Consider the following 23,349-nt stretch of genomic DNA (forward strand, 5'->3'; position numbering starts at 1 on the left):
AAAGGCTGCACCGGGCGCCACCGATGGGCGCCCGGTGCAATTTTCCGACAATTGCGCGCAGAATCAGTGCGCCGTCTGGGGCGCGATCCCTGGCGGGACTTGCGCCGTGGGTTGGCTGGCCAGATCGTCCGCTTCGGTCCATTCGATCGGTTCGGGCCGCGCGACCAGCGCAAGAGCCAGAACTTCATCGACGTGGGAAACCGGAATGATCTCGAGCCCGTCGCGGATGTTGGCGGGAATCTCCACCAGATCCTTGCGGTTTTCCTCGGGGATCAGCACGGTCTTGATGCCGCCGCGCAACGCGGCCAGCAGCTTTTCCTTCAACCCGCCGATCGCCAGCACGCGCCCGCGCAGCGTGACTTCGCCCGTCATCGCCACATCCGCGCGCACCGGAATCCCGGTCAGGGTCGAGACCATCGCCGTCACCATGCCGACGCCTGCGCTCGGCCCGTCCTTGGGCACGGCGCCCTCGGGCAAGTGGATGTGCAGATCCTTGCGCTGAAAGATCGAAGGCTTGATGCCATAACTCGGCCCGCGCGCCTTGACGAAGCTGAACGCCATCTGGACGCTTTCGCTCATCACTTCGCCCAGCTTGCCGGTCGTGCGAACCGCGCCCTTGCCCGGAACGGTCACGCTTTCGATCGTCAGCAGTTCGCCGCCGACTTCGGTCCAGGCAAGCCCGGTGACCGCGCCGACCTGGTTTTCCTCGTCCGACATGCCATGGCGGAATTTGCGCACCCCGGCAAAATCGGCAAGGTTTTCGGGCGTGATCGTCACGGCCTTGTCCTTGCCTTCCAGAATGCGGCGCAGCGACTTGCGTGCCAGACGCGCGATCTCGCGCTCAAGCGTGCGCACCCCGGCCTCCCGCGTGTAATAGCGGATGAGGTCGCGCAAGGCTTCGGACGTCAACGTGAATTCGCCCGACTTCAACCCGTGCGCCTCCACTTGCTTGGCAATCAGGTGACGTTCCGCGATTTCGAGCTTTTCGTCTTCGGTGTAGCCTTCGAGCCGGATGATCTCCATGCGGTCGAGCAGCGCCTGCGGCAGGTTGAGGCTGTTTGCCGTGCACACGAACATCACGTCGGACAGATCGACGTCGATTTCGAGATAGTGATCCTGAAACTTTGCGTTCTGTTCGGGATCGAGCACTTCGAGCAGCGCCGAGGCCGGATCGCCCCGGAAATCCTGTCCCAGCTTGTCGATTTCATCGAGCAGGAACAGCGGATTCATCGTTTCCGCCTTGCGCAGGTTGGTCACGATCTTGCCCGGCAGCGAGCCGATATAGGTGCGCCGATGGCCGCGGATTTCCGCTTCGTCGCGCACGCCGCCCAGCGACTGGCGGATGAATTGCCGCCCGGTCGCCTTGGCGATCGATTTGCCCAGGCTCGTCTTGCCCACGCCCGGCGGGCCGACGAGGCACAGGATCGGGCCTTTGAGCTTGTTGGTCCGCGCCTGCACGGCGAGATACTCGATGATCCGGTCCTTGACCTTGTCGAGCGCATAGTGATCGGCATCGAGCACCGCTTGCGCCGCGCCGATGTCCTTTTTCAGCTTGCTGCGTTTGCCCCAGGGCAGGCCGAGCAAGACATCGAGATAGTTGCGGATGACCGTCGCTTCGGCGCTCATCGGCTGCATGGCCTTGAGCTTCTTGATCTCGCCCAGCGCCTTGGCGCGCGCGTCCTTCGACAGCTTGAGCTTTTCGATCCGCTCGACCAGTTCGTCGATCTCGTTGGCGCCGCCTTCGTCGCCGCCGCCCAGTTCCGACTGGATCGCCTTCAACTGTTCGTTGAGGTAATATTCGCGCTGGGTCTTTTCCATCTGACGCTTGACCCGGCCACGGATCTTGCGCTCGACCTGCAGCACGCCAAGCTCGCCCTCCATGAACGAGAGCACCATTTCGAGCCGCTTCAACGGATCGCTTTCGGACAGCACCGACTGCTTGTCCGCGACTTTGGCCGCAAGATTGGCCGCGACCGCATCGGCGAGCTTGCCCGCGTCCTCGATTTCGCCGAGCTGCGCACCGGCGTCCTGCGGCAGCTTTTTCGACAGCTTGGCATATTCGCCGAACTGCTCGACCACCTGCCGCATCATCGCGGAAATTTCGGGGCCCGTCAGCGCGTCCGGTTCGACCGGTTCGACACCGGCGACGAGCATCGCGCCATGCGCGCCGGTTTCGGCAGCCAGATCGGCAAGCCGGGCGCGTTGATGCCCTTCGACCAGCACGCGCACGGTGCCGTCGGGCAGCTTGAGCAATTGCAGAACCTTGGCGATCACACCGGTGTCGTAAAGGTCGTCATGATCGGGATCGTCGATCCCGGGATCGAGCTGGGCGAGCAGGAAGATGTCCTTCGCACCGCCCATTGCCGCCTCAAGCGCGGCCACCGACTTTTCGCGCCCGACAAACAGGGGCACGACCATGCCGGGGAAAACCACGATGTCACGCAGCGGCAGGAGAGGGTAATGTTGCATTGCAGTCCGGTTCCTTTCCCCCGCCTGACATCCGGCGACCGCGCGACCAGCATCGCGCAACCGCTTGGCCCGTGGCGGGGCTTGACCCAGATATGGGATGGCCGCGGCCTGCCCGCAATGCCCTTTCCCCAAAGACGGTTGAGAATGGTGTCGTTTCAGTGCCCGGAGTGCGGCTTGTAGTCCGCAGGCAGCGGCTGAACCACGGGATGCGACTGAACCACCGGATAGGCCACGAAGACCACCGGCGGCGGCGCCACAGGGGTTGGCGGCGCGACCGCAGCGGGCGCCGACGCGGCGGACGGCGCAGACGCGGGCGCGGCGGGCGCCTGGTCCGGCACGGGATGCAGCGGCTTGGCAAACGGCGCCATGCCCGTTTCGCCATCGGCCAGCGGCCCGCGCCCGTGCAGCGCCTCGATCTCTTCGAACCGCGTTTTCAGATAGATCTGGCGATAGCTCGAATAGGGACTGCTGGTCTGGCGCACCCGGGCGAGATCCTGGTCGATGACCACGCGGTAATCGAGCGTAGTCAATATACCTGAAGCAGTAACGTAATAGCGGTTTTTCAGCGGGTAACCGACCACGCCGGGCAGGAATGCCTTGTCGAGCAGCGTGCCGATGATATCGCGCAGCGTGGTCGGTCCGACCAGCGGCAGGAACATGTAGGGGCCGGGGCCGACCCCCCAATAGCCCAGCGTGTCGGCAAACCCGTTGGGCCGGTAATGAATGTTGAACGGCTTTTTCTTTGCCACGTCGATCAGCCCGCCGATGCCGATCGTCGAATTGATCCCGAACCGCGCCGCCGTTTGCAACGCCTTGCCGGGATGGAGCTGGAGCAAGTGGTTCATCGCGTTGACCGGCTCGGTCAGGTTGAACAGGAAATTGTGCAGCCCCATCCGGATCGGGCCCGGCAAGCCGTCGCGGTAGGCATGCGCGATCGGCGCGATCATGATGTCGTCGACCTTTTGCATGGCCTGATACGACGCCTTGTTGACCGCCATCAGCGGGTCGATCTTGTCGAGATGGCGCTCGCCCGACACGACGATTTCACCATTCGCCGGTTTTGGCGCAGGCGCGGGCGCTGCCGCTGCCGCTGCCGGAGCGGGGGCCGCCGTCGGCGTCGCGGCTGGAACGGGCTCGGCAGACGCGGGTTCGGAAGGGGTGGGCTCGGGCGCCGGGGGCGCGGTCGGCGCGGCGACCGATGCGGGCGCGCCGGCTGCCTGATCCGCTGCGGCGCCCGCTTCGTTGCGCGCGGCAGGATCGCTCGAAGCGGCAATGGGAGCAGGCTGGGCCAAAGATACCGCAATTGCGGTCGTAAACACGATCAAGTCTGGTCCTTTCGCCACGCCCACGCAGGCGCGGTTCGGGGGCGAGACGATGGCCCACCCCCGCTTTACGCACGTGCGCGCTTAGGCCTGTAGCACGAGAACGTCAAAATTCAGTGAGATTTGCGCAAGGATTGCGTTCAGGCCAACTCGCCGCAGCCTCCGCTCATCGCCCCGCAGCGCTGTCGGAACAGTAACGCCGGGCCGGGTCCAACCAGCGGATCAGAACGGCAGCTTGAAGCCCGCCGGAATGCCTGCTGCCATCTGCACTTTCTGCATTTCCCCGGCAGACGCGGAATCCGCGCGCGCGCGCGCATCGTTGAACGCGGCGGCGACGAGATCTTCGAGGATGCCCTTGTCGGCCACCGACAAAAGGCTGTCATCGATGGCCACGCCGATCACCCGCCCTTTGGCCGAAGCGCGGATGCGCACCAGACCGCCGCCGGCAAGGCCTTCGACTTCGATCGTGTCAAGGCGCCCTTGCGCCTCTTCCATCTGCTTCTGAATCGTTTCGGCGGCCCGCTGGGCTGCCTGGATCATGTCTTCCATCGACTTCATGCGCGCCTGCTCCAAGGTCTGGCGCCAGGCTCGGCCGAGCCCGGCTCATCAACGATCCGCGCATCCGGAAAGGCCGCCATGACAGCCTTGACCAGCGGATCTTCGTGCATTGCGGCCTCTGCGGCGGCGGCGCTTGCGGCGCGCGCCTCTTCGAGACTCGGGGCCGCCTTACCTTCGCCGCGCTCGACTTGCCAGCGCTCTCCGGTCGCCGCTTCGAGCGCGCGACGGATGTCGGTCGTGGGATCGCCCGGCAATCCCGGCGCAAGCTCGAATGTCAGCAACCCCGGCGCCAGACGGATCACCCGCACGGCCAGCCGCATGGTCGATCCGACCAAAGGCGACAGGGCCTCGACTTGTTCGACCAGCGTGGTCCAATCGGCGAGAATCGCCTGGGGATTGCGCGCTTGCGGCGCGGGCGCGCCGACCGCGGGCCCTTCGGCAGCTGCCGGGACCGCCGGGATCGCGCTTGCCGCCTCGCGCAACAGCCCCTCGATCCGCTTCACCAGTCCGCCGGGATCGGGCATTTCGCCGGCATGCATCGTGCGCAGCAGCGCCATCTGCGCCGCCGCAAGCGGGTCGGGCGCCACGCGCACTTCGTCATGGCCTTTCATCAGCAATTGCCACAGGCGGTGCAATTGCCCGGCGCCCAGCGCCTTCGCCCAGCGTTCGATCTCGGCGCGTTCGTCGGCACCGGGGGCATCGGCCACGCCCGCAACTTGCGCCAGCGTGACTTTGTGGACCAGATCGAGCTGCGCCCGCATCAGCGCCAGCGGCTCGATCCCGAGCGCATATTGCCCGGCAATCTCCTCGATCAGCCGGGGCCCTTCGCCCGACAGCAAAGCCGCGAACAACCGGCTCTGCATCGCCTTGTCGGCCAGGCCGAGCATCTCGCGCACTTGCGCGGCGGTGACATGAGTCGTGCCGTCCCCGCCGGTGGCAAGGTCGGCGTGGCTGATCGCCTGGTCGAGAATCGACAGCCCGTCGCGCACCGAGCCTTCGGCTGCCGCCGCGATCAGCGCCACCGCCTCGGGATCGGCGCTGACCGCTTCCTTTTCGCAGATCATCGCGAAATGGGCGGCGAGCACCGGCGCCTCGATCCGTTTGAGATCGAACCGCTGACACCGCGACAGCACGGTTACCGGCAGCTTGTCGACTTCGGTCGTGGCAAACAGGAATTTCACATGCGCCGGCGGCTCTTCCAGCGTTTTCAGCAAGGCGTTGAACGCGTTGCGGCTGAGCATGTGAACTTCGTCGATGATATAGATCTTGTAGCGCGCCGAAACGGCAGCATAGCGCACCGCCTCGATGATTTCGCGCACGTCGTCGACGCCGGTGTGGCTGGCGGCGTCCATCTCGATCACATCGATATGCCGCCCTTCGGCAATCGCGCGGCACGGCTCGCATTGCCCGCAAGGATCGATCGTCGGCCCGCCCTGCCCATCGGGGCCGACACAGTTCAACGCCTTGGCGATCAGCCGCGCGGTCGACGTCTTGCCCACTCCGCGAATGCCGGTCATCAGAAAGGCATGCGCCAGTCGCCCGCGCCGAATGGCGTTGGCCAAAGTCTGGACCATGGCCTCTTGCCCGATCAGCTCGGCGAAAGTCTGCGAACGGTACTTGCGCGCCAGCACCCGATAGGGCTGCGGCGGCGCCCCCACAGGGGCGGGCTGAGCCGCCGGTATGGACGCGGGCGCAGGCGCCGGATCGCCAAACATCGCCCCCTGCCCCGCCGCTTCAAGCTCGGCGGCAGAAAGGGACTCGTCAACTGGGTCCGGCGCTTCGCCGAATATGTCGCTGGAATCGGCCATCATGGCGCTTGGTATCGTCTCTGCCGGGGAAAGTCGAATGCACGCGGGCAATCCCTCCACATGCGTGACACTCTACACGAACCAAGCCACCGCGAGAGCGCGGGGTCAAGGCTGTCAGCGATGCAGATGAAGATCAGCCGCCGATCACGGCAGGCTGAAAAAAAGGAGCCGGGCGACCCGCCGCAACTCGTTGTGGCTGCTTCCTTCCGGACCTGACCAGGTTGGCGAACGCAAACGTCCACCCGACTCCCGGCGCCGCCTATGACCGCGCACGCCGGGAAATGCAAGCCCAGAGCGTGCTCCAGCTTAGCGGAAGTTGTCCGCGTAGCTTTGCAGCTTCAGCCGACGCGGCGGCGTCGGCGTGACATGCACGGCAATGCCATGGCGATCGGCATAGGCGCGCGCCTCGGCCTCGCTGGCAAATTTGAGGATGACTTGCGCCTGCGTGTCGCCCGAACCGGCCCAGCCGGTCAGCGGGTCAGGCTTTTTCGCCTCCGCAGGTGCAAATTCGAGGAGCCAATCGTGAGTCCGGGCCTTGCCGGACTGCATGGCGTTTTTCGGGCGCTGATAGATGCGTGCGGGCATGCCAAAGCGCTTGCAACCGAATCAGGGGACAAATCAAGTCCGTCGTTGCTGCAAAGGCGAATAACCTTGGTCTAGTGGTCCGATTCTGACATTTGCGACCGTGCTATCCGGATGGCGGGATGCAAATGTCAAAAACAATCCACTAGGTCCGCTTTTGCGCCTCGAAGGCATTGCGGGTCTTGAGACTCGGCGCTTCGGTCCAGGGCGTGTCGGGCCAGCGGTGCCGGGGATAGCGGCCCTTCATCTCCTTGACCACATCGCGCCACGATCCGCGCCAAAATCCGGGCAAGTCGGCCGTCGTCTGGATCGGGCGCCCGCCCGGCGATGTCAGCGACAAAAGCAAAGGGCGCGGCGGCTGGCCGATCACCGGATGGCGGTCGAGCCCAAACAGCGCCTGCACGCGCATTTCGACCGTGGGGCCGCCGTCGTGATCATAATCGATCGGATGGCTGGTGCCCGCCGGCGTGCGGAATTCCGCCGGAGCAAGCCGATCCAGCTCTTGCCGCTGCCCCCAGTCGAGCCGGGCCAAAAGCGCATCGTGCAGCCGCCCCGGCGCCACACCGCAATCGCGCCGCCCGTCAAGCAGGGGAGCGAGCCAGGCCTCGGCGTCATCGAGCAGCGCGGCCTCGGCCAGCGCGTCGATCCCGGCATAGCGCGCGCGTTCGAGCAAGGCGCGGCTGGTCTTGCCCAAAGGCAGCAGGTCGAGCCCCGTCTCGCGCACCGCCGCGATCAGCCGCTCCGCCAGAGCCGCCCCATCGGGCGCCGGATCGGGCACCCGCGCCAGGACGATCGCCCCGAGTCGACGTTCGAGCCGCGCTTCGACCCGGGCCTCTTGCGCATTCCAGTCGATCGTCGCGCGCTGCTCGAGACGATGCGGCAGAAACCGCAGGAGATCCGCCTCATCCAGCGCGAGCGCGGCGGTGATCCGGGGCCCGCGCGCGTCCCCTTGCGCATCGCCGATCACCAGCCAGCGCGCCGTGACAAAGGGCGAGGCCGGATCGAGCCGATAGCCGCGCCCACCGGCAGCCAGCCATTCCTCGCCACCCGACGAACGGGCGCGGGCAATGCGATCGGGAAAGGCCTCGGCCAGCAGCACGGCGGGCGGCAGATCGACCTCCTGCGATACCGCAACCTGCCGTTCGGCGGCCCGCGCCCAGCGCTGCGCCAGCTCGCGCGCCGCCCCGGCGCGGGCCGAACGATCCGCATTCCACGAATCAAGCCGCCGCGCGAGATCGTCGCTGCGCCCGCCAAGGCCCCGTTCCTGCAGCAACAGCGCCAGCCGCGCGGCCATGGCGCCCGTCTGCCGCCCCCGTGCGGCGGCGAACAGCAGCATGTGCGCCAGCGCCGGCTCCATCGGCAAACGCGCCATGGCCGCGCCGTGGGGCGTGATCTGCCCGCCGGCATCGATAGCGCCGAGTGAGGCGAGCATCGTGCGCGCCGCGCCGAGCGCTGCGGGCGGCGGCGGATCGAGCCAGGCCATCGCGGCGGCATCGCCCGCGCCCCATTGCGCCAGAGTCAGCGCCAGGGGCCCGAGATCCTGCGTCAGGATTTCGGGCGGCGCATAAGCGGGGCGCCCGGCATGCCCGGCCTCTTCCCACAGCCGATAGGCCACGCCCGGCCCCTGCCTCGCCGCGCGGCCCGCGCGCTGCGCCGCCGCTGCCTGGCTGGCGCGCGTGGTGACAAGGCGGGTAACCCCTGCGGCCTTGTCGAATTCGGCATGTCGGGCAAGCCCGGCATCGATCACCACCGAGACGCCATCGAGCGTCAGCGACGTCTCGGCAATGCTCGTGGCCAGCACCACGCGGCGGCGCCCGGCCGAATCGCGGCGAATCGCGGTGCGTTGCCCGGCGGGTTCGATCTGGCCATGAAGCGGCAGGACGAGCGCCTGCGGCAGCCGCGTGGCCAGCGCCTCGGCGGTGCGCTCGATCTCGCGCACGCCGGGCAGAAACGCGAGCAGATCGCCTTCGGTTTCGCCCCAGGCGCGCACGATCGCAGCGGCCATTTGCGGCTCGACCCGCTGATCCGCGCGCCAGCCGAGCCAGCGGATGGCGAGCGGATAGGCCTTGCCTTCGCTTGTGATGACCGGGACCGGCGCGCGCCCATCATGTTGAACCCCGCGTTCGAGCAAAGCCGCAAAGCGCGCGCCGTCGAGCGTCGCCGACATGACCAGCAGCCGCAAGTCGGGCCGCAGCACCGATTGCGCCTCGATCGCCAGCGCCAGACCGAGATCGGCGTCGAGATGGCGTTCATGCGCTTCGTCAAACAGGACCGCCGCGACTCCCGACAAGTCCGGATCGGACAGGATCTGTGCAACGAAGATCGCTTCGGTCATCACCACGATGCGCGTGGCGGCGGATCGCCTGGAGTCGAGCCGGGTGACATAGCCGACCGTCTGCCCGGCCTGTTCGCCCAGCATTTCGGCCATCCGTTCGGCGGCCGCGCGCGCGGCGACGCGCCGCGGGCTGAGCACGATGACCGTGCCCCGGCACCAGGGCTGGCGGATCAGGGCCGGGGCCACCGCCGTCGTCTTGCCCGCGCCCGGCGGCGCGATCAGCACTGCCCCCGGCCCTGCGGCCAGCGCGGCAAGAAGATCGTCAAGGACGGCATGGATCGGCAGATCGGTCACCCGTGCGCCATAGCCGCGAACCTGCGCCGCAATCGACCGCAAAGTTTTCCACCCATTTCCGAACAATTGTACGCACGCCCCGGCGAGGAGGGGCATTTACTCGCCGAATCCGTGTGTTACTCTCGGGCTCGAAGTGGGAGATTCAGGCGCAGGCACAAGCCTGAACCGGGATGCATAACGAGCAAAAGCTCGCAACAAAACGGATGGTGCCAACGATCGGCCGGCCTTGCGCGGTGATTGCGGGTGCCGCTGCTGAAAGGGTTGCTACCATGTTTCTTGACGTGCGTGACGAGTGGCCGCCGGTTCCACCGCCGACACCCCTGCCCGAATCGAGAAAGTCCCGGCTGGGCAAACGCGGCGAACGCATTGTCGGACTGATCGTGGCGATCAATCTGGGGCTTTTGCTGTTGGCGCCGATCGCCGGCAGTTCGGTGGCGCATGCGCTGGCCGCGGCGTTCAACGCGCTGCATCGCTGATCGTGTGTGCCCCCACCCCCCTTGCCCGCGCTTCTTGAAGCGCGGGTGTTTGGGGTGAGTAAGCGGGCGGCGCCGGTCTTGGGCGGCTATTGGCTGTCGAGCTTGTTGTATTCGGTTTCGATGATCTTGGGCACGTCTTCATAGTCGTCCCAAGGCAGTTCCTTGTTCAGCGCCAGCGACCAGCGCTCAAGCCATTCGATCCCATCCTTGCCGCTGTAATCGTCCGGCGTCCGATAGGCCGGATCCTGCAAGGCCTTGGCCAGCGAAATCGGATGCAGATTCTGGCGGTTGAAAATAGCGGCCAGTCCGCTGAAGCTGTCGGAATTGAGCCGGGTGTCGTGCAACAGCATGACATAGGCGATGTCACGCCCGAACAGCGCCTGCGCCGCGCGGCGATACCAGCCGATCGTGCGCTCGGTATAGGCAAGATAGATCCCGCGAATGCGCTGCGCCTCGGCCTTGTTGCCGCTCATCACTGCATTGTCATAGGGCTCGGCGAATTCCCAGTCGTCGCAATCGATCGTCACCGGCGCGATGCGATAGCCATGCCCGCCCAACCAGCGATTGATTTCCGCCTTGACCGCTTCGGGGTTGCCGGTTTCGAGATAGGGATGGCGAAACCATTGCAGGCGCCGATGCGCGTTTTCCATCATCGGACGGATCACCTTTTCGCCCCGGGCGATGTCCGCGACATAGCCGTGCCCGCCGATCTCGTTGGGCGAGGAATGCGAAAAGGTATGGTTGCCCAGATCGAACCCGGCAGCCATCCAATGCCGCAGCACCGCAATCTGGCGCTTGCGGATGATCTCGTCGAGCTTGCCCTCGTTGACGAAGCCGATCGCGGGATAGTGATACCGCTTCAGACTGCCGATCAGCGCGCGATTGGTCGCATCGACATAAGCCTGATCGGGCTTGAGCACGATACCCGGCAAATCGTCGAACGTCAGCGCCACATTGGCCGGACCGGGCGCTGCGGCCGGAGCAGGCGATGATACGGCAGGCGATGGCACGGCAGGCGATAGTTCTGCAGGTCGGGGCGCCGCATGCGCACCGCCCTCCGCCACGATCAGCGCGGCAATCGCAAGCCCCGCATGAACAGACAGACGAGACAAGCGCTTAAAAGACAGCACGAACGAGCGGGGGGGAGACGAACGGGAGGGCACGAACGATCCTGTTTGCAATGGCCTGCAAGGCAGTGAAACCTGAGGGTGATAGACCAGGCTATAGACGCGCGACTTTGCACAATGCATTGCCTATTTGACCCGGGCCGCCAAAAGCCGGGGAAAACTTGCGCCGGATCACTTCGCACACGCCATGAAACCGCACAGGCCATGAAACGAACGTCGGGGATTTCCAGAGGTTGAAAACAGCGATCACCATCGTTGCCGACATCGTCCGCTCGCTGGTGCTGAGCGGGATTGCCGCGGGCTGCATGCTGCTGCTGATCGGGGCGGCTTCGGCGACGACCGGGTATTGCCTGTGGCGGCTGTGGCAGCGCACACGCCGCTGAACGCCCTGCCTTTTTCGCGATCATCACACCCTTTATTGCGATCATCACACCCTTGTTGGCGATCCGCGCTTGGCATGGCGGACTTTCTCCTGTTCCTTGGCGCGAAACAGGCAATTGCCCTGCGGGAGCCCGGATCAACCTCATGCCAGCCCTTACCCCACGCCGTCGCCTTGCCCTGACGCTTGCCGCAGCGCTGCCGGTCCTGATGGCCTGCCTGCCCGCCCATGCGGGCGAAACCCCGACACCGATCGTATTGCCCGGCGATCATCTTCATCCCGAAAGCCTGTCGATCGCGCCCGATGGCACCGCTTATGTCGGCAGCATGACCGGCGGCGTGCTGAAAGTGCGCATCAACGGCAAAGGGGGCACACCCCATATCGAACGCTTTGTCGCGCCGGGCTTTTACGGCAGCGGCGCGCTGTTTGGCGTGTTTGTCGATACGCGCCACGGCCTGCTGTGGACTTGTACCAACAGCTTCCCCGCGCCGGCCACGAAAGTCGCAGGCGCCGATCCGGGCCACTGGGTCAAGGCCTTTGACCTCAAGACCGGGACAGGCCGGATCAGCCTGGCCATGCCCGGCGACAGCCCGGTGTGCAACGACTTCGCGCTCGGCCCCGATGGCGCCATCTATATCACCGACACCGGCCAGCCGCGCCTGTTGCGCTGGAAACCGGGCGCCGTCGCGCTGGAAATCTGGGCCGAAGACCCGGTGTTCAACGCCGCCGGACGCAAGGGCGGGCTCGACGGGCTCGCCTTTGGCGCGGACGGCGCGCTATATGTCAACAATGTCCGCGATGGCTCGCTCTATCGCGTGGCGCTTGGCGCCGATGGCCACGCCGGGCCGATCGACCGGCTGGTGCCCGATCGCCCGCTGCAATCGCCCGACGGCATGCGCGCACTGGACAGCACGACCTTTCTGCTTGCCGAAGGGGCAGGACGCATCGCCCGGCTGAGCGTTTCGGGCACCGCCGTCCATGTCGAAACATTGGCCGACGGCATCAAGGAACCGACCGGCGTCGATAGCCATGGCCGCACGGGATGGTACGTTCAGGGGCAACTGTCGGGCCTGTTCAATCCCGACAAGGCGCCCCCGGTGCAATTGCCGTTCAAGCTGACGCCGGTTACGCTAGTGGATTGATTTTGACATTTGCATCCCGCCATCCGGATAGCACGGTCGCAAATGTCAAAAACGGAAAATCCACTAGAATCAAAAGTTTCTAGTGGTCCGAAAAGATTCTGACATTTGCGCACTACCTAGCCGAGAGCGGTAGCAAATGTCAGAATCGGACCACTAGGCAAGTGATCCGCCTCTTTCCCGACAGGACCAGACCGATGGCTGCGAGAATCACCATTACCGCCCTTGCCACGACCGCGCTGGGCGGCCTCGCGCTGATGATCGCCGGCCATGGCGCCGCCCAAGACACCGGCACCCCCGCCCAGACCTGCAACCCGCCCGAAACCGGGATTACCCTGCCGCCCGGCTTTTGCGCGACAGTCTTTGCCGATGGTATCGGCCATGCCCGCCATCTGGCGATGACCGCCGACGGCACGCTCTATGTAAACACCTGGAGCGGGCGCTATTATCGCAATTTCCCGCCCGCGGTCGGCGCATTCCTCGTCGCGCTGAAAGACACCGACGGCGATGGCCGCGCCGATCAGGTGCTGCGCTTTGGCCCGACCGCAGGGCAAGGCAATGCCGGCGGCGACGGTCTCGCGCTGTGGCATGGCGCGCTCTATGTCGAAGCCAACGACCGCATCGTGCGCTATCCGCTGGCGCCGGGCCGGCTCGAACCCACAGGCCCCACGCAAGTGGTCCTGTCGGGCATGCCGCTCGACGGCAATCATCCGATGCATCCCTTTGCCATCGATCCCGAGGGCAATTTGCTGGTCAACATGGGCTCGCCCACCAACAGTTGCCAGGAAAAGGACCGCACCACCGCCTCGAAAGGCATCGATCCCTGCCCGCAATTGGCCGAGCACGCCGGAATCTGGCGCTATCGCGCAGACAAGACGGATCAGGTCATTTCGCCCGCCGAACGCTGGGCCACCGGCATCCGCAACACCGGCGGGATCAGCCTCGATGCCGCAGGGCGGATCTATGCGGTGCAGCATGGCCGCGATCAGCTGGGGCAGAACTGGGGCACGCTCTACACCACCGAACAAGGCGTCGAGCTGCCGTCCGAAGAACTGCTGGCGCCCCGCGCGGGCGACGATTTCGGCTGGCCCTATTGCTATCACGATCCGGTCGCGGGCAAGCTGATCCTTGCGCCGGAATATGGCGGCAATGGCCACGAGCAGGGCCGCTGCGCCACGAAAAAAGGCCCGGTTGCCGCCTTCCCGGCGCATTGGGCGCCCAACGACGTGCTTGCCTGGCGTTCCGGCACGTTCCCGGCGGTTTATGACAATGGCGTGTTCATCGCCTTTCACGGATCGTGGAACCGCGCGCCCGCACCGCAGGCCGGGTATCAGGTGGTGTTTCAGCCCCTGCACGACGGCAAGGCGGCGGGCCACTGGATACGCTTTGCCGACGGCTTTGCCGGGGGCTGGCGCGAACCGGGCCGTGCCGCCCATCGTCCAGCGGGGCTGGCGCAAGGCAGCGACGGCGCGCTCTATATCGCCGACGACGTGGCCGGGCGGATCTGGCGGATCACCTATCACGGCGACCACGCGGCACCATTGACCCCGGCGCCCGAAGCAGCGCCCGAAGCAGCCCCCAAAGCAGCCCAGGCCGCCGAGACATCGGCAAACGCCGCCGCGACGCTCCCCCCCGGCTATACCCCCGCCGACATCGAAACCGGCCGACGCATCTTTGTCGGCGAAATCAAGGGCGGGACATGCAGCGGCTGCCACGGCTCCGACGGGCATGGCAGTTCGTCGGGCCCCTCGCTGAACGGCCCGACATGGCTGTGGTCCGATGGCAGCGTCGGCGGCTTTGCCGGAGTGATCACCAAAGGCGTGCCCGCGCCGAAAAATGCCGGGGGTCCGATGCCGGCCAAAGGCGGCGCCGATCTGTCCGCCGACGACATCAGCAAAGTCGCCGCCTATGTCTGGACTCTGGGACACAAGGCCGGATGACCGGCGCCCCTTGACGCGGCGCGCAGACATCGGGCAATCAGGTTGCAAGTCGCAACCTGATTGCGCACGCCCCCTCCTCCATCAGCCGCCATTTCGGAGATACCCCGATGCAACATCGCCGCCTCGGCACGTCAGCCATTGTCGTGTCCGACATCTGCATGGGCACGATGACCTTTGGCAGTCAGGCCGACGAAGCCGCCGCCTTGCGCATTCTCGACCGCAGCTATGACGCCGGGATCAATTTCTACGACACTGCCGAAGGCTATCCCGTACCACCCGATGTGAAATGGGTCGGCCGGACCGAAGACATCGTCGGCAAATGGCTGAAAACCAAGCCGCGCGATGCGATCATCCTGGCGACCAAAGTGTCCGGCCCCAGCCACGTCTGGTTCAAGAGCCCCAAGCGCCATGGCATGACCGCGCTCGATCGTCGCAATATCATGGTCGCGATCGAAGACAGCCTGACCAAGCTCGGCACCGACTATATCGACCTTTACCAGACGCACTGGCCCGACCACGACACGCCTTACGAGGAAACGATGGACGTGCTCGACGAACTGGTCCGCGCGGGCAAAGTGCGCATCAACGGCTGCTCGAACGAGACATCCTGGGGGCTGATGAAATCGGTCGCCGCTTCGGAAAAACTGGGCGCGGCGCGCTATCAGACGATCCAGAACAATTTCAGCCTCAACAACCGTCGCTTCGAGGATGAACTGGCGCAAGTCTGCCGCAAGGAAGGTATCAGCCTGATCCCCTATTCGCCGATCGCCGGCGGCGTCCTCGCGACCAAGTACAGCAACGACGCGCGGCCCGAAGGCGCGCGTTTTTCAAACTATCTGGCGATGGGCGGGCGTCAGGAAGCGATGGCGCGCCGCTTCGTCAATGACAAGTCGATCGCTTCGGCCGAACGCTTTGCCGCAATCGCAAGGGAACACGGGCTCGATCCGGTGACGTTTGCCGTCGCCTGGTCAAAACAGCACGACTTTGTCGCCTCGACGATCGTCGGGGTCTCCCGCGAAGACCAACTCGATCCGATCTTTGCCGCCGCAGACCTCGTCCTGCCCGAATCGGCGATGAAAGCGGTCAACAAGGTCAGCCGCGAGATCATGTACCCGATGGGGTGAAAGCCATGTCCGGGCGCTGCGCCCGGACAGACATGGTCAGAACCGGCGCGCCACGGCGAATTCCGCCGCCTCGATCATCGCCGCCTTGGCCGCGCCCGAGGGAAATGCGGCAATGGCGTCGATCGCGCGCTGCGCATAGTGGCGCGCGCGTTCGCGGGTGGCGTGGACCGCGTCGTGTTTGCGAATCAGGCCGGTGGCATGGGCGAGGTCGGCGTCGCTGTTGCGGTCGCCGGCAATCGCCTGACGCCAGAATTCGCGTTCGGCCTCGTTGCCGCGGGCATAGGCCAGGATCACCGGCAGGGTCATCTTGCCCTCGCGGAAATCGTCGCCGGCTTCCTTGCCCATTTCGGCGGCATCGGAATCATAATCGATGGCATCGTCGGCAAGCTGAAACGCGATGCCGAGATTGCGGCCATAGGCATCGAGCGCGTCTTCATCCGATTCGGGCCGTTCGGCCACGACGGCGGCAATGCGGCAGGCGGCGGCAAACAGCGCGGCGGTCTTGCCGTTGATGATCGACAGATAGCGTTCTTCGCTGGTCTCGATCTGGCGCTGCGCAACCAGTTGATCGACTTCTCCCTCGGTGATCACGGCAGCCGCGTTCGACAGGATGCGCAAGACCTTGATCGAGCCGTCTTCGACCATCAGTTCAAAGCTGCGGCTGAACAGGAAATCGCCGACCAGCACGGTCGCCGGATTGCCATAGACGATATTGGCGGTCTGCTTGCCCCGGCGCATGTCCGATCCATCGACAACATCGTCATGGAGCAGCGTTGCGGTGTGAATGAATTCGACCGATGCGGCCAGCTTGTAATGGCGGCTGCCGCCATAGCCGACCAGCGCCGCGCCCGCGAGCGTCAGCATCGGGCGCATACGCTTGCCGCCGCCCGCGATGAGATGCCCGGCCAGCGCCGGAATCAGCGGGATGCGCGATTGCATGCGATCAAGGATCACCGCGTTGACGCTGTTCATGCCTTCGGCAACGAGCGCCATGAGCGGCTGGAGCGAGGGTTCGGCCCGTCGGGGCAGCGGGTGGATCGTGGCAGACATCGCTCGTCCGCTTGGCCTGTGGGTGGGCGCTTGGCAAGTCGCAAGTTGCGCGAGTAAGACGTTCGGACAGGCAAATCATGCCTGTCACACGCGTAGCGATCGGGGCGCAGGCCCGCCGGGATGGAGAAAGAATGAGCAACGACCCAGTGCTGGACGGCTATCGCCAGAGCATCGACAACATCGACGCGGCGATGATTCACATCCTGGCCGAACGGTTCCGCATCACCAAGGCGGTGGGCGCGTACAAAGCCGAACACGACCTGCCCCCCAGCGACCGCAGCCGCGAAGAACGCCAGATCGCCCGCCTGCGCAAGCTGGCCGAAGACGCCCGGCTCGACCCCGAATTTTCCGAAAAATTCCTGCGCTTCATCATCCAGGAAGTGATCCGCCACCACGAACAGGCGCAAGGGAAATAAGGCGCCGAGGCCCCAGACGCGGGTGATCGTGCAGCAGCGGTCGCCATCGGGGCCCGGCCTTGGCAACTTGCGCAAAGGCACTCTTCGATTGCTCATCGCCCCGGAGCGTGACGGCAGCTTTCAAATAGTGAGAACCAGGCGCCTCTGGCCCTACGCCCTCCGATTGACCCGGCTCGTGTGCGCCCGCCATAGCAAGGCAGGCCCAGAGGTCGAGAAAAACAACGGCGGGAGAACAAGATGCGGGCGGCGCGGATTCACCAGGCGGGCGGACAGTTCGAGATCGATGTCATGGAGCGCCCGCGTCCGCGCGAACGCGACGTGGTGGTCGCAGTCAAGGCTGCGGGTGTGGTGCCGAACTTGCGCAACGTGATGAACAATTACGGCGATCGCGCCTATCTGACCGTGCCCGAACTGCCCGCGATTTACGGGCTCGACGCAGCGGGTGTCGTGGAAGAAGTGGGAACGCTGGTGACCGGAATCGCGCCCGGCGACCGCGTTTACATCAATCCCGGCCGATCCTGCGGATCCTGCCATGCCTGCCGCGTGGGCGAACCGATCAACTGCCCGGCATTCACGTTCCAGGGCTACTTCGGCTTCGGCCCCGCCTCGCAGGAAATCTACAAGCTCTATCCCTATGGCGGGTTCTGCGAATACGCGACTGCGCCGGCGGACGGGCTGGTCAAGCTGCCCGAGGCGGTGAGCTTCGAGGCGGCGGCGCGGTTCGGCTACCTCGGCACCGCCTATTCGGGCCTGCGCAAGGCCGGCATCGGCCCCGGCAAGACCGTGCTGATCAATGGTGCCAGCGGCACGCTGGGGTTGGGCGCGGTGTTGCTGGCGCGGGCGATGGGCGCCACGCGGATCCTCGGCGTGGCGCGCAACCCCGATCTCCTGGCGCGGGTGCGTGCGATCGATCCGTCGCGGATCGAGGTCCTTGTGGCCGGGACCGAGCCGGTGGGCGATTGGGCGCGGCGGCTGACAGGCGGGCTGGGTGTGGACGGGGTGCTCGACACATTGGGGCCGGGCGCTCCTGCCGAGGCCATGCTCGATACGATCGGTGCGCTGCGCCGCGGCGGCCGTCTGGTCGACGTGGGCGGCATGAGCGCGCCGATCTCGGTCAACATGCATGCGCTGATGTGCGCGCAGGTAAGCCTTGTCGGCTCGCTGTGGTTCAGCGTGGCCGAAGGGGAGGAGATGGCGGCGATGGCCGCTGCCGGTACTCTCGATCTTTCGGTCTTCGAACATCAACGCTTCACTCTCGACGAGGTAAACGAGGCGCTTTCGGTCGCGGAAAAGCGGGCGGGCGGTTTCGTCAACGTCGTGGTGCAGCCATCCGCCTGAGGAATTCATCATGGTCAGACGCATCGTAACCGGCGAACGCAACGGCAAGTCATACATCGTATCCGATGGCCCGGTCGCCAACACCCACGATTTTGCCGCCATGCCCGGCTTTCGCACCACGCTGGCCTGGGCCACCGAGGGCGTGCCGCAGTTCCCCCATGACGCCGGCGGCGGCGATCCGGTGGCGAAAGTCACCTCCGTGCTGCCGGGTCCGGGCGGCTCCTGCCTGATCGTGGTGACCTTTTCACCCGACAGCTTGGCCGCGTCCCCCGGCTTTGACGGCGCGGCGCTGGCGGCGGAGCAGGCCGAGTTCCTGCCGGGGCTGGCCGACACGTTCGATCCCGACGGATCGGGCATGCACATCACCGCTACGGTGGATTATGACGTGATCGTGGAAGGAGAGCTCTGGCTGGAGCTGGACGACGGCGAAGTGCGCCACTTGAAGGCCGGCGACGTGGTGATCCAGAACGGCACCCGCCATGCGTGGCGCAATCGTACCGAAAAGCCGACGACGATGCTGTCGTTCATGGTCGGCGGCAGGCGCTGACCCCCGTGACCCAGGCGCCGCTGCACTATCGCGAGTTGGTCGAAGTTGCCGCGCTGCTGGCGTCGCGCGCGCTGTCCGCTGCGGAACTGATGGAGCACGTTCTGGCGCGGGTGGACTCGCTGGAGGGCGGGCTTCACGCCTTCGCCTGCATCGACCGCGAAGGCGCAATGCGGCAGGCGCGGCGGGCGGACCGGATGCTCGCCAACGGGCAAGGCGGCGTGCTGGAAGGTGTGCCGGTCGCAGTGAAGGACTTGTTCCATACTGCGGACCTGCCCACGGCTGCGGGCATGCCGATCCACCGCGATTTTCGCCCCGCTCGCGACGCTACCGTGGTGCGCCGATTGCGCGAAGCCGGCGCGATCAACTTTGCCAAGACGCAGATGACCGAGGGGGCCTTTGCCATCCATCACCCGGCCATCGCCGCGCCGGTGAACCCCTGGGGCGACGCGTTGTGGACCGGCGCTTCCTCCAGTGGATCGGGCGTGGGGGTGGCGGCGGGGCTCGCATTTGCCTCGCTGGGGTCGGACACAGGCGGCTCGATCCGTTTCCCTTGCGCGGCCAACGGCCTGACCGGACTGAAGCCCAGCTGGGGCCGGGTGAGCCGACATGGGGCATTCGAACTGGCGGCAAGTCTCGACCATGTCGGTCCGATCGCCCGAAGCGCGCGCGACGTGGCACTGCTCTACACCCTGATCGCCGGGCACGACCCGGAGGATCCAACCAGTTGGGCGCAGTCCGTGGCAGGAGCGGCCGACCAAGCGGATGTGCGCGGGCTGGTGGTGGGCGTGGATCCACACTGGAACAGCGAAGGCTGCGATGCGGCCGTGGTGCGCGCTGTGGACGAGATGCAGGCATCGCTTGTCGCACTGGGGGCACAAGTACGCGAGATCGCGCTGCCCGACCTGACCCCGGCATGCCGCCATTGGGAACTGCTTGCCGGGACCGAGGCGGCCTTGGCGCACGAGGCGACCTATCCGGCACGTGCGGCCGAATATGGCCCCGCGCTGAGCCGCCTGATCGACGGCGGTCGCGCAGCCAGTGCGATGGACTATCAGCGCGCGCTCGCCGACCGGATGGTGCTGACAGGCGGGCTGGATGCATCGCTGGGGCAGATCGACGTGCTCTTGGCGCCGGTGCAGCCCTATGCCGCGCCAACGCTGGAACGGCTGGGCGAACTGGCGGCGGACCCTGAGGCAAATGCGCGGCTGATTGCCTATACCTCGCCATTCAACCTTTCCGGCCATCCCACGCTGTGCCTGCCCGGGCGACCAACCGACGAAGGTGCGCCGATCGGGGTACAACTCGTCGCGGCGCGCGGGCGCGAGGATCTGCTGCTGCGCGCCGGGATCGCCGTGCAGCGCGAAACCGCGTGGCACAGCGCCCACCCGTGCTTGCCATAACGCGCGCAATAGCCCTCAAGCAGGAATTACGGCGGCTCACTAAACACACCAATTAGGCATCGCTACGCGGAATTAGTAAAACTGCTTTGATATATAGAATATCATATTTCAGCAGATGCGGAAATGCGCGCCAGTATGACGGTTCGTCCGCCAGCATGTTTCTCCACGCGCATGGCGTGAGCGGTGATGATAGGTATAGCGCCTCGCGTGATAAGCGCGATTATGCGGATGATGGCGAGACGAGCGCGCCTCCGCCACACCAACACCCAGCGATATGGCCAGTGCGAAAAACGAACAGATCGTGATAATCCGATTGATACGCATAGCCCGCTCACCTCTTGCGAAATTTGGCACACGCCTTGGATTGCTGAATGAAATTCCAGCATTTCCCGAAATTCCGATCAACGGCGACACGGACCGGCATGAGCCAGAGCGCCGGTCCGAACCTACCCCAGATCCTCCAGCGGCACGCCGGGCAACTGCTTGGCGGTGCGGATGGTCAGCGAAGTCTTGACGCTGGCGACATTGGGCGCAGGCGTCAGCTTGCTGGTGAGGAATTCCTGAAAGCTTTGCAGATCGCGCGAGACGATTTTCAGGATGAAGTCGATTTCGCCGTTGAGCATGTGGCATTCGCGCACTTCGGGCAGGCCGCGCATGTGATCCTCGAACTGGCGCAGCGATTCCTCGGCCTGGCTCTTCAGGCTGACCAGCGCAAACACGGTGATCGAAAAGCCCAGCTTCGACGGGTCGAGATCGGCGTGATAGCCGCGAATCACGCCCGCCTCTTCCAGCGCGCGCACGCGGCGCAGGCATGGCGGCGCGGTCAGCCCGACCCGCTGGGCCAGCTCGACATTGGTAACCCGGCCTTCGTCCTGCAATTCAGCAAGCAGCTGCCGGTCAATCGCATCCAGTGTCGCCATGGTCCTCGTTGCCACCAGGTCATACGTCATTACAGGGAACATTCGGAACGGAACCCGCGAAGGCCACGCCCCACAGCAAGATTCAACCCCACTGATCCTGCATCCCTATAATTTTATTTTCTATTACCGCAATCGTCCCACATTGCAACGCAGTCAACGTTGTCCTTTCCGTCCGTCCACATTTTGTTAGTGTTTTCCCCGGCACAGCGTTTCCCCCGGCTTGTGCCACAAAGGGGGCCCGGACAAGGGTCTCCTCGCAACAGACGCTTTCGGGGCAGAAAAGACCGCCGCAAGGCACAGTGAGATCGGGTAAAGCGAAACCAGGCATGATCGTCGATGACCGCCTTGAAACCGTCCTGCGCACGCAGGCGGCCGGCCGGGCGGGCCGCAACACGCAGGCGCGGCAGCTTGTCGACATTCTCGGTCGCACCCCGGCATCGGCATGGACCGATTCGCATGATCGGGCGCTTGCCCGCCTCGATAGCCTGCATGGCGAACTCGGCGATGCGGCAGCGGCCGTGCTGGTCGGGCTGTGCACGCCGCGCTCGCCCCGGCTGGTCGCCCATCTCGTCACACTGGGCCCGCGTACCGCGCTGGCCGCGATCGGTCGCGCCCGGCTGGGCGATGACGAATGGCTGCGGCTGGTCCCCGCGCTGCCGATCCACGCGCGCGGCGCGCTGCGCCATCGCCGCGACTTGTCGCCCCCTGTCCTCGCGCTGCTCGATCAGTTGGGCGTCGACGATTTCGTGCTTTCCGCCCCCGCAGGCGAAGCCGCCACGATTGCGCCCGATGCCCCCCCCGAAGGCGTGCTGGTATCGCTGCCGACCCAATCGCCGCCGCGCGCCGAAGCCGTGCCGCGCGAAGGCATCGGCGCGATCGTGCGGCGGATCGAGGCCTTTCGCCGCAACCGCGACAGCGAGAACCCTGACCGGGCAAGCCATGGCGCGCCCCGCCCCGGCCATCCTTTGCCCGGGCAACAGCCCCTGCCCTTTGCCGACATCACGGCGATCGAGGCCCCGGCCGGCCTGATCGACATCGCCTTCGACGCCGCCGGCACGATCATCGCGGCCGAAGGCGTCGATCCGGCCATGCTGGTCGGCCATGCCCCCTTTGCCGCGGCCACACCGGCCGCCGCCGCCTCGGTCGATCCCGGCACTTTGACCGCGTTTCGCGCCCGGCTGCCGATACTGGCCGGAAGGATCATGCTCGATGGCGCGGCGCGCATCGCCGGGGTCTGGCGGATCGATGCGGTGCCGCAGTTCGGGGCCGACGGCGGGCAGTTTACCGGCTATCGCGCGCGGCTGCGGCGCCCGCCCGTGCCGGTGTCGGCAGACCGCGAAGCGACGGCGCCACGGCCCAATCCGGGCGCCGATGCGCTGCACCAGTTGCTTCACGAATTGCGCACCCCGATCAACGCCATTCAGGGCTTTGCCGAGCTGATCCAGCAGCAATTGATCGGCCCGACGCCGCATCAATACCGCAGCCTGGCCGCGTCGATCGCGGCAGACGCGGCGCGGATGCTTGCCGGGTTTGAGGATGTCGAGCGGCTGGTCCGGCTGGAAACCGGGCGCACGACGATCGAGCCGGGCGAAACCGACCTCGCCGCGATCATCACGCGGATGGTGGCGCAGCTCGAACCTTTGACCGGCCCGCGCGAAATCCGCCTGCGCTGGAGCGTGCCGAGCGGGCCCGTGCCGATCGCCATGGCGCCGGACGAGGCCGAGCGCACGCTATGGCGCCTGCTTTCGACGCTGGTGACCGCCGCCGCGCCCGGCGAGCGCCTGTCGCTGGCACTTGATTTCGCCGAGGGCAGCCATGCGGCGCGGCTGAAGCTGACTTTGCCGCAGGCGCTGGCGCTGCGCGACGATGCCGAGCTGTTTGCGCCCGATGTCGTGCGGGGCGGCGGCATGCCCGGCATGGGTATGCTCGGCCATGGCTTTGCGCTGCGCCTGTGCGATGCCGAATTGCGCGCTGCCGGAGGCGCGCTGCACCGTCCGGGGGCCGCCAGCAGCCCGCTTCTCGACATGACATTCCCGCTGGCCGTTCCGGTTGCTCTTGACCGCAATGCCGTCGCTTCCTAGCCACAGCGAGCGATCGTGGCTGGCGATCGCGTGGCCGTGGCGAG

General features: G+C 65.9%; 19 protein-coding genes and 1 other RNA gene. 10 read left to right on the forward strand and 10 right to left on the reverse strand.

The window, feature by feature from the left end; all coding sequences use genetic code 11:
• Window positions 1-63: 63 nt before the first annotated feature.
• The 7 genes from lon to hrpB all read right to left on the reverse strand — a co-directional run bounded on the left by lon (window position 64) and on the right by hrpB (window position 9,368).
• A complete protein-coding gene (gene lon, locus AQZ50_RS01625) occupies window positions 64-2,469 on the reverse strand; it encodes an endopeptidase La (protein WP_067741645.1) in 2,406 nt (801 codons plus the stop codon).
• A gap of 155 nt (window positions 2,470-2,624) precedes the next feature.
• On the reverse strand, window positions 2,625-3,788 hold the full coding sequence (locus AQZ50_RS01630) for an MlaA family lipoprotein (protein WP_231730059.1): 1,164 nt from the start codon (window positions 3,786-3,788) through the stop codon (window positions 2,625-2,627).
• Window positions 3,789-4,013: 225 nt separating this feature from the next.
• Window positions 4,014-4,349 carry a YbaB/EbfC family nucleoid-associated protein gene (locus AQZ50_RS01635; protein ID WP_067741648.1) on the reverse strand — a complete coding sequence of 112 codons (336 nt, stop codon included), beginning with the start codon at window positions 4,347-4,349 and terminating at the stop codon, window positions 4,014-4,016.
• Complete coding sequence (locus AQZ50_RS01640; RefSeq protein WP_067741651.1) at window positions 4,346-6,160, reverse strand: DNA polymerase III subunit gamma/tau; 1,815 nt, start codon at window positions 6,158-6,160, stop codon at window positions 4,346-4,348. Before AQZ50_RS01640 ends, AQZ50_RS01635 begins: the two co-directional genes overlap by 4 nt.
• Window positions 6,161-6,315: 155 nt before the next feature.
• Window positions 6,316-6,410: signal recognition particle sRNA small type (gene ffs, locus AQZ50_RS01645), an RNA gene on the reverse strand.
• A gap of 53 nt (window positions 6,411-6,463) precedes the next feature.
• The gene (locus AQZ50_RS01650) at window positions 6,464-6,742 is read right to left on the reverse strand and encodes an ETC complex I subunit (protein WP_067741653.1); all 279 of its coding nucleotides are present in this window, start codon (window positions 6,740-6,742) and stop codon (window positions 6,464-6,466) included.
• Between the two features lie 142 nt (window positions 6,743-6,884).
• The gene (gene hrpB / locus AQZ50_RS01655) at window positions 6,885-9,368 is read right to left on the reverse strand and encodes an ATP-dependent helicase HrpB (RefSeq protein WP_067742357.1); all 2,484 of its coding nucleotides are present in this window, start codon (window positions 9,366-9,368) and stop codon (window positions 6,885-6,887) included.
• 269 nt (window positions 9,369-9,637) lie between these two features.
• On the opposite strand from hrpB, the gene AQZ50_RS01660 reads away from it, so the two are divergent.
• A complete protein-coding gene (locus AQZ50_RS01660; RefSeq protein WP_067741658.1) occupies window positions 9,638-9,844 on the forward strand; it encodes a hypothetical protein in 207 nt (68 codons plus the stop codon).
• A gap of 86 nt (window positions 9,845-9,930) precedes the next feature.
• Here the strand turns inward: AQZ50_RS01660 and AQZ50_RS01665 are convergent, their stop codons facing one another.
• Window positions 9,931-10,854, reverse strand: coding sequence for a polysaccharide deacetylase family protein (locus AQZ50_RS01665; RefSeq protein WP_067742361.1), 924 nt, complete (start codon window positions 10,852-10,854; stop codon window positions 9,931-9,933).
• Between the two features lie 350 nt (window positions 10,855-11,204).
• Here AQZ50_RS01665 and AQZ50_RS20705 point away from each other — a divergent pair, with 350 nt between their 5' ends.
• The 4 genes from AQZ50_RS20705 to AQZ50_RS01680 all read left to right on the forward strand — a co-directional run bounded on the left by AQZ50_RS20705 (window position 11,205) and on the right by AQZ50_RS01680 (window position 15,553).
• A complete protein-coding gene (locus AQZ50_RS20705) occupies window positions 11,205-11,354 on the forward strand; it encodes a hypothetical protein (protein ID WP_197412350.1) in 150 nt (49 codons plus the stop codon).
• A 142-nt stretch (window positions 11,355-11,496) separates the two neighbouring features.
• Window positions 11,497-12,492, forward strand: coding sequence for an SMP-30/gluconolactonase/LRE family protein (locus tag AQZ50_RS01670; RefSeq protein WP_082703344.1), 996 nt, complete (start codon window positions 11,497-11,499; stop codon window positions 12,490-12,492).
• Between the two features lie 194 nt (window positions 12,493-12,686).
• Window positions 12,687-14,429 (forward strand): c-type cytochrome, encoded by a 1,743-nt coding sequence (locus AQZ50_RS01675; RefSeq protein ID WP_067741661.1) that lies wholly within the window; start codon window positions 12,687-12,689, stop codon window positions 14,427-14,429.
• A gap of 107 nt (window positions 14,430-14,536) precedes the next feature.
• Window positions 14,537-15,553, forward strand: coding sequence for an aldo/keto reductase (locus tag AQZ50_RS01680; protein WP_067741664.1), 1,017 nt, complete (start codon window positions 14,537-14,539; stop codon window positions 15,551-15,553).
• Window positions 15,554-15,589: 36 nt separating this feature from the next.
• Here AQZ50_RS01680 and AQZ50_RS01685 read toward each other — a convergent pair whose 3' ends face one another.
• Window positions 15,590-16,603 (reverse strand): polyprenyl synthetase family protein, encoded by a 1,014-nt coding sequence (locus AQZ50_RS01685; protein ID WP_067741667.1) that lies wholly within the window; start codon window positions 16,601-16,603, stop codon window positions 15,590-15,592.
• Between the two features lie 131 nt (window positions 16,604-16,734).
• Here AQZ50_RS01685 and AQZ50_RS01690 point away from each other — a divergent pair, with 131 nt between their 5' ends.
• The 4 genes from AQZ50_RS01690 (at window position 16,735) to AQZ50_RS01705 (ending at window position 20,304) form a co-directional block, all read left to right on the forward strand.
• Window positions 16,735-17,019, forward strand: coding sequence for a chorismate mutase (locus AQZ50_RS01690; RefSeq protein ID WP_067741670.1), 285 nt, complete (start codon window positions 16,735-16,737; stop codon window positions 17,017-17,019).
• A 237-nt stretch (window positions 17,020-17,256) separates the two neighbouring features.
• Window positions 17,257-18,357 carry an alcohol dehydrogenase catalytic domain-containing protein gene (locus AQZ50_RS01695; RefSeq protein ID WP_067741672.1) on the forward strand — a complete coding sequence of 367 codons (1,101 nt, stop codon included), beginning with the start codon at window positions 17,257-17,259 and terminating at the stop codon, window positions 18,355-18,357.
• Between the two features lie 10 nt (window positions 18,358-18,367).
• Window positions 18,368-18,904 (forward strand): cupin domain-containing protein, encoded by a 537-nt coding sequence (locus tag AQZ50_RS01700; RefSeq protein WP_067741674.1) that lies wholly within the window; start codon window positions 18,368-18,370, stop codon window positions 18,902-18,904.
• 5 nt (window positions 18,905-18,909) lie between these two features.
• A complete protein-coding gene (locus tag AQZ50_RS01705) occupies window positions 18,910-20,304 on the forward strand; it encodes an amidase (RefSeq protein WP_067741676.1) in 1,395 nt (464 codons plus the stop codon).
• Window positions 20,305-20,750: 446 nt separating this feature from the next.
• On the opposite strand, the gene AQZ50_RS01710 is transcribed toward AQZ50_RS01705, so the two are convergent.
• The gene (locus AQZ50_RS01710) at window positions 20,751-21,224 is read right to left on the reverse strand and encodes an Lrp/AsnC family transcriptional regulator (RefSeq protein ID WP_067741679.1); all 474 of its coding nucleotides are present in this window, start codon (window positions 21,222-21,224) and stop codon (window positions 20,751-20,753) included.
• A 326-nt stretch (window positions 21,225-21,550) separates the two neighbouring features.
• On the opposite strand from AQZ50_RS01710, the gene AQZ50_RS01715 reads away from it, so the two are divergent.
• Window positions 21,551-23,305 carry a sensor histidine kinase gene (locus AQZ50_RS01715; RefSeq protein WP_067741682.1) on the forward strand — a complete coding sequence of 585 codons (1,755 nt, stop codon included), beginning with the start codon at window positions 21,551-21,553 and terminating at the stop codon, window positions 23,303-23,305.
• Window positions 23,306-23,349 lie beyond the last annotated feature (44 nt).

Origin of the sequence: Novosphingobium sp. Fuku2-ISO-50 (assembly GCF_001519055.1) — a bacterium.
GTDB lineage: Bacteria > Pseudomonadota > Alphaproteobacteria > Sphingomonadales > Sphingomonadaceae > Novosphingobium.